This window comes from Nocardioides sp. (genome assembly GCF_036401255.1).
Taxonomy (GTDB): domain Bacteria; phylum Actinomycetota; class Actinomycetes; order Propionibacteriales; family Nocardioidaceae; genus Nocardioides.
On record NZ_DASWVI010000055.1, the window covers coordinates 1 to 5,970 of the forward strand.

A 5,970-nucleotide genomic window follows, 5' to 3' on the forward strand; every position below is an offset into this window, starting at 1 on the left:
GGACGTCGTCATCGACCTGGTGTGCTACCGCCGCCGCGGTCACAACGAGGGCGACGACCCGTCGTACACCCAGCCGCTGATGTACGACCTGATCGAGCAGAAGCGCTCGGTGCGCAAGCTCTACACCGAGTCGCTGATCGGTCGTGGGGACATCACGATCGAGGAGGCCGAGCAGGTCCTGCGCGACTACCAGCAGCAGCTGGAGCGGGTGTTCACCGAGGTCCGCGAGGCCAGCACCCAGCCGTCGGAGTGGACCACCGTCCCCGACTACCCCGACAAGCCCGCGGGCGAGGCCAAGACCGCCATCGGCCCCGAGGTGATGAAGCGGATCGCCGACGTCTACGTGACGCCGCCCGAGGGCTTCACCGTGCACCCCAAGGTGATGCCGCAGCTGCAGCGGCGGGCGGCCGCGATCGCCGACGGCCCGATCGACTGGGGCACCGGCGAGATCCTCGCGTTCGGCTCCCTGCTCATGGAGGGCCGCCCGGTCCGGCTGGCCGGGCAGGACTCGCGACGCGGCACGTTCGTCTCCCGGTTCGGCACGATCATCGACCGGGTCAACGCCGACGAGTGGACCCCGCTCACCTCGCTGACCGAGGACCAGGCGAAGTTCTATATCTACGACTCGCTGCTCTCCGAGTACGCCGCGCTCGGCTTCGAGTACGGCTACTCGGTGGCCCGGCCCGAGGCGCTGGTGCTGTGGGAGGCGCAGTTCGGCGACTTCGTCAACGGCGCCCAGACGGTCATCGACGAGTTCATCAGCTCCGGTGAGAGCAAGTGGCGCCAGCAGTCCGGCGTCGTGCTCCTGCTCCCCCACGGCTACGAGGGCCAGGGCGCCGACCACTCCTCCGCGCGGATCGAGCGGTTCTTGACGATGGCCGCCGACGAGGCGTTCGTCGTGGCGCAGCCCTCGACGCCCGCGTCGTACTTCCACCTGCTGCGTCAGCACGCGCTCGGCGAGGAGCACCGGCCGCTGATCGTGTTCACGCCGAAGTCGATGCTCAAGCGCAAGGAGGCGGCCTCGCAGCCCGGCGACTTCACCGAGGGCACGTTCCGGCCGTTCATCTCCGACGCTCAGGCGGACGCCGACCAGGTCGACACGCTGCTGCTGTGCTCGGGCCGCGTCACCTGGGACCTCATGGTGGAGCGCGCCAAGCGCGAGGACGCGGGCCGCTTCGCGATCGCCCGGATCGAGCAGCTCTACCCCCGGCCCGAGGCCGAGATCCGCGAGGAGATCGCCCGCTTCCCGAAGCTCAAGGCGGTGCGGTGGGTGCAGGACGAGCCCGCGAACATGGGCCCGTGGCCGCACTACCAGCTCAACGTGTGGCGTGACGTCGACGCGCAGGTCGAGCTGGTCTCGCGGCCAGAGTCCTCCTCGCCCGCGGTCGGCACGGTCAAGCGCCACACCGAGGAGCAGAAGGACCTGATCCAGAGAGCCTTCAGCTGACGATGTACTTCACCGATCGCGGCATCGAGGAGCTCGAGAAGCGCCGAGGCGAGGAGGAGGTCACCCTCGCCTGGCTCGCCGACCGGCTCCAGGAGTTCACCGACACCCACCCGGAGTTCGAGACGGCCGTGGAGCGCTTCGCGACCTGGCTCGCCCGCCTCGACGACCCCGAGGACTAGCGCGGACCAGCGAGGACCAGCCGGCCGGACCCGTACCGTCTCGATCCGAGATGGTGCGGGTTCCGTCCGTCGGTGGCCTGGGGCAGGATGCCGGCATGGCCGAGCAGACCACCGAGCACTCCTCCCACGCGATCGACTACCCGCCGGCACCCTGGCAGATGGTGGGCCAGCTCTGGCTCACCCTGTTCCGCCTGACATCGGCGATCGACGAGCTGCGGCCGGCCGGCATCTACGGGGCCGCGTGGGTCAGCTACGAGCCCGGCAGCCCGCTCACCTACTCCGAGCTGCTGGTCGCCCGGCCGGTCAGCACCGACGCCCACGGGCGCCGGGTGAGCATCACCGACATCTGGGTCGACTCCCCCGCCTCGGTCGCCGGCGGCCGTGAGCTGTGGGCGATCCCCAAGGGACTGTGCGACTTCGAGCTCGAGAGCGTGCGCCGCGGGCCGCTCTCGACCACCGACTGGTCGGCCACGCTCGGCCGCCGTCCGATCGCGAGCGCGACCTTCACCGACGTCTCGAAGGCGATGGTGCGGCTCCCGTTCAAGGGCGGCACCTGGCAACCCGGCATCGAGGACGCCGGCGGCGCGGAGCGCACGGCGACACTCCAGGGCTCCTCGAAGGTGCTGCCGTGCCGCGGCCGGTGGGACTTCGCCTCCGACGGGCCGCTGGCGTGGCTGCGCGGCGCCCGCCAGCTCGCGTCGTTCCGGCAGGCCGACTTCCGGATGTCCTTCGGCTGAGCGGGGTCGAGAGCGAGGATGCCGCGCCGTCTGGAACCGGAGGCGGCGGTCGTACGCCGGCTCGGCGCGATCGCACGGCCGCTCCCGGACGCCTACGAGGAGGACGCGTGGACCGGCGTCCGCTGGCGGGTGCGGGCGAAGACCTTCGCCCACGTCATGGTCGCCCAGGAGGGCTACGAGTCGGCCTACCGCGACATCACCGGTGACGCCACGCCGCGGACCGTGCTCACGTTCCGTGCGACCGGCGACGAGCTGCTGGCGCTGACCCATGCGGGGCTGCCGTTCTACAAGCCGCCCTGGTCGCCGACGATCGTGGGCCTGGTCCTCGGGGACGCCACCGACTGGACCGAGGTCGCCGAGCTCGTCACCGAGAGCTACCGCTGCTGCGCTCCGCAGAAGCTGGTCCGCCTGCTCGACGAGCGGTGATGATCGCGCCGCTGGTCCGGCGCGGCACGGCCCCGGGAGCCGCCGCTGCGTGAGGGTGGCTCCGGGGCCTTGCCGCGCAGTCACTCCGTGCCCCGGCGCCCGGGCCCACGAACCCACCCGATCGGGTGGAGTCTCGCACCCGCACGACGTCATCTCGATCGCGGCCCCTGGGCCACGCAAGGGATGACGTCGCGGCGGGTCAACGGGGGTCGTCGGTCGTGGCGTTGTCCGCGGCCGCCTTGCGGGCGGAGTCGCGGATCTCGAACACCTCGGTGGCGAAGCCCCCGACCGCCGACGCGACGTCGCGCACGGCCCCGGTGATGATCGTGGCGACCTGGCCCGCGGTGGCCGCGGCGGCCTCGACGGTCCCCTGGACCGCGTCCTTGCGGATCTCGGACTTGCTCAGCCGCTCGCTCATGCGCCCAGTGTCACCCGTCCGGGCGCTCCGCCGGAAGGGGCGTGCCCTAGCCTGGCGAGGTGTCCGGACTGACGGTGGGGCGCGAGCCGATGTCGCGCGTGGAGCGCAAGGAGCGCACCCGGCGCGCGATCCTCGACGCCGCGCTCGTCCTCTCCTCGGAGAGCACGATGGCCGCCCTCTCGCTGCGCCAGGTCGCCAAGGAGGTCGGGATCGTCCCGACCGCGTTCTACCGGCACTTCGACTCCGTGGAGGCCCTCGGTGTCGCCCTGGTCGACGAGTCGTTCGCGTCGCTGCGCACCCTGCTGCGCGACATCCGCCGCGGCGACCCGGCGCTGGCCGACATCGTGGACCGCTCGATCGGGATCCTCGTCGACCACGTCCACCAGCAGCGGGCCCACTTCTCGTTCATCGCCCGGGAGCGGGCCGCCGGCCCGCCTGCGGTACGCCGGGCGATCCGCGACCAGATCGCCCTGTTCGAGCACGAGCTGGCCACCGACCTGGCGCGGTTGCCCGGGGCCGCCGTCTGGTCCGCCCGGGACCTTGCGGTCGTCTCGAACCTCATCGTCACCGCGATGGTGGCCACGGCCGAGGCCATCCTCGGGGCGGCCGACGACCCGGAGCGCGAGCAGCGGCTGGTCGAGCAGGCCCAGCTGCAGCTGCGGATGGTGCTGATCGGCGCGCTGAACTGGCGCTCCGACCCCGCGCGCTAGGAGTCTGATGAACACTCCGCGCGGCTACGCGACGCCCGGTGGAGCGTTGGCGGCGTTCGCCTCGGTCGGAGTGACCCGCCACGCCGTCCCTCGGCCGCCTTGCCACCGCACGCACCGGACGCCGCTCGCGTTCGCCCGTCTTGTTCAGCAGACTCCTAGCCGGCCGGGCGGACGACGACCTCCGGGATCGTGGCGTCCCGGGGCAGGTCGATCAGGCGCACGATCGTGTCGGCGACGGTCTCCGGCCGGATCCACTGCCCGGCGTCGTACGGCTTGCCCTCGTGGCGGTGCACCTTCTCCTGCATCGGCGTCGCGGTGCGGCCGGGGAACACCGAGCTGACGCGGACGCCCTGCTCGGCCTCCTCGGCGCGCAGCGCGTCGGCCAGCGCCCGCAGCCCGTGCTTGGACGCGGCGTACGCCGACCAGCCGGCGTGGGCGGTGAGGCCGGACCCGGAGTTGACGAAGACCACCGTGCCGCGGGCGGCGCGCAGCGCCGGCAGCGCGACCCGGGTCAGTGCGGCCGGCGCGACCAGGTTGACACGCAGCTGCGTGGCCCAGTCCTCGACCGAGAGCTCGGCGACGGTCCCGAGCTCGACCACGCCGGCCGCGTGCACCACCGAGTCGAGCTCGCGGGGCAGCTCGAGACCCTCCACGGACTCCGGCCAGGCGAGGTCCGCGACCAGGACCGTCGCCCCGGCGTACGCCGTGCGCAGCTCGGCGGCCCGGTCCTCCGAGCGCGCCAGCAGCACGAGGTCGTCGCCGCGCTCGTGGAGCCGGCGGGTCAGCTCGGCGCCGATGCCCGAGCCGGCCCCGGTGACCAGGTGCGTGGTCACCGGGTGAAGACGATCTTGCCGAACTGCTCGCCCTCGAGCATCGCGGCGAAGCCGGCACGGGCGTCGGTCATCGGCAGGGTCCGGTCGATCAGCGGCCGCACGCCGGTCGCGTCCAGCATCGCCACCAGGCCGGCGAGCTCGTCGCGGGTGCCCATCGTCGACCCGATCACGCTCAGCTGCAGGAAGAAGATCCGGGTGAGCTCCGCGTCGTCGAGCTTCGGCCCCGAGGTCGTCCCCGAGGTGATGATCCGGCCGCCGGGCCGCAGGGAGCGGATCGAGTGGGACCAGGTCGCCCGGCCGACCGTCTCGATGACCGCGTCGACCTTCACGGGCAGCCGCGCCCCGGACTCGAACGCCTCGTGGGCGCCGAGCTCGAGGGCGCGCGCCCGCTTGGCCTCGTCGCGGCTGGTCACGAGCACCCGGAGACCGGCGGCGCGGCCGAGCACGATCGCCGCGGTCGCGACGCCCCCGCCGGCGCCCTGCACGAGCACGGTCTCCCCGGCGTGCAGGCCACCGCGGGTGAACAGCATCCGGTACGCCGTGAGCCAGGCGGTCGGCAGGCACGCGGCCTCCTCGAACGACAGCGAGGCCGGCTTGGGCACCACGTTGCGGCGCGGCACGGCCACACGCTCCGCGAACGTGCCCTGGTAGCGCTCGGAGAGCAGCGAGCGCCTCGGGTCGAGGGTCTCGTCGCCGGTCCAGGACGGGTCGCTGATCACGGCGTGGACGACGACCTCGTTGCCGTCCTCGTCGTGGCCCGCGGCGTCGCAGCCCAGGATCATCGGCAGCGCCTCCTCGCGCAGGCCGACGCCGCGCAGGGAGAACAGGTCGTGGTGGTTGAGGGAGGCGGCCTTGACGGTGACCGTGGTCCACCCGTCCGGGACCTCAGGGTCCGGGCGCTCCCCCACCTGCAGGGCGGAGAGCGGGTCGTCGGCGGAGAAGCGGTCGGCGTAGACGGCGAGCATGCCCCGAACGTACCCGGACCTAGGCCCGCGCCACTCCGTCGCGTCGTGCGGCTTCGGCCACAGCCGCCGAGACGGCCGGCCCGACACGCGGGTCGAACGGCGAGGGGATCACGCAGTCCTCGGCGAGGTCGGCGCCGACGAGGTCGGCCAGGGCCTGGGCGGCCGCCAGCTTCATCCCCTCGGTGATCGCGGTGGCGTGCACGTCGAAGGCGCCGCGGAAGATGCCGGGGAAGGCCAGCACGTTGTTGATCTGGT

General features: G+C 72.8%; 9 protein-coding genes. 5 read left to right on the plus strand and 4 right to left on the minus strand.

Features of this window, described 5'->3' with window-relative positions; genetic code table 11:
• The 4 genes from VGD85_RS02540 to VGD85_RS02555 all read left to right on the plus strand — a co-directional run.
• The coding region (locus tag VGD85_RS02540) for a thiamine pyrophosphate-dependent enzyme (protein ID WP_331061876.1) at positions 1-1,447 on the plus strand (1,447 nt) is incomplete at its 5' end.
• Positions 1,448-1,449: 2 nt separating this feature from the next.
• Positions 1,450-1,626 (plus strand): DUF6104 family protein, encoded by a 177-nt coding sequence (locus VGD85_RS02545; RefSeq protein WP_194288954.1) that lies wholly within the window; start codon positions 1,450-1,452, stop codon positions 1,624-1,626.
• A gap of 95 nt (positions 1,627-1,721) precedes the next feature.
• Positions 1,722-2,363, plus strand: coding sequence for an acetoacetate decarboxylase family protein (locus VGD85_RS02550; protein WP_331061877.1), 642 nt, complete (start codon positions 1,722-1,724; stop codon positions 2,361-2,363).
• 18 nt (positions 2,364-2,381) lie between these two features.
• Positions 2,382-2,789 (plus strand): MmcQ/YjbR family DNA-binding protein, encoded by a 408-nt coding sequence (locus tag VGD85_RS02555; protein WP_331061878.1) that lies wholly within the window; start codon positions 2,382-2,384, stop codon positions 2,787-2,789.
• Positions 2,790-2,988: 199 nt separating this feature from the next.
• Here VGD85_RS02555 and VGD85_RS02560 read toward each other — a convergent pair whose 3' ends face one another.
• Positions 2,989-3,207 (minus strand): hypothetical protein, encoded by a 219-nt coding sequence (locus tag VGD85_RS02560; protein ID WP_331061879.1) that lies wholly within the window; start codon positions 3,205-3,207, stop codon positions 2,989-2,991.
• Between the two features lie 59 nt (positions 3,208-3,266).
• On the opposite strand from VGD85_RS02560, the gene VGD85_RS02565 reads away from it, so the two are divergent.
• On the plus strand, positions 3,267-3,917 hold the full coding sequence (locus VGD85_RS02565) for a TetR family transcriptional regulator (protein ID WP_331061880.1): 651 nt from the start codon (positions 3,267-3,269) through the stop codon (positions 3,915-3,917).
• A 155-nt stretch (positions 3,918-4,072) separates the two neighbouring features.
• Here the strand turns inward: VGD85_RS02565 and VGD85_RS02570 are convergent, their stop codons facing one another.
• The 3 genes from VGD85_RS02570 to VGD85_RS02580 all read right to left on the minus strand — a co-directional run.
• Positions 4,073-4,750, minus strand: coding sequence for an SDR family oxidoreductase (locus VGD85_RS02570; protein ID WP_331061881.1), 678 nt, complete (start codon positions 4,748-4,750; stop codon positions 4,073-4,075).
• Positions 4,747-5,715 carry a zinc-binding dehydrogenase gene (locus tag VGD85_RS02575; protein WP_331061882.1) on the minus strand — a complete coding sequence of 323 codons (969 nt, stop codon included), beginning with the start codon at positions 5,713-5,715 and terminating at the stop codon, positions 4,747-4,749. Before VGD85_RS02575 ends, VGD85_RS02570 begins: the two co-directional genes overlap by 4 nt.
• A gap of 19 nt (positions 5,716-5,734) precedes the next feature.
• Positions 5,735-5,970: malic enzyme-like NAD(P)-binding protein (locus VGD85_RS02580; RefSeq protein WP_331061883.1), on the minus strand; the 236-nt coding region annotated here is incomplete at its 5' end.

Bases quoted from the DNA above. Each gene is read 5' to 3' on its own strand.
- VGD85_RS02545 (WP_194288954.1), top strand. From the start codon at position 1,450: ATGTACTTCACCGATCGCGGCATCGAGGAGCTCGAGAAGCGCCGAGGC.
- VGD85_RS02550 (WP_331061877.1), top strand. From the start codon at position 1,722: ATGGCCGAGCAGACCACCGAGCACTCCTCCCACGCGATCGACTACCCG.
- VGD85_RS02555 (WP_331061878.1), top strand. From the start codon at position 2,382: ATGCCGCGCCGTCTGGAACCGGAGGCGGCGGTCGTACGCCGGCTCGGC.
- VGD85_RS02560 (WP_331061879.1), bottom strand. From the start codon at position 3,207: ATGAGCGAGCGGCTGAGCAAGTCCGAGATCCGCAAGGACGCGGTCCAG.
- VGD85_RS02575 (WP_331061882.1), bottom strand. From the start codon at position 5,715: ATGCTCGCCGTCTACGCCGACCGCTTCTCCGCCGACGACCCGCTCTCC.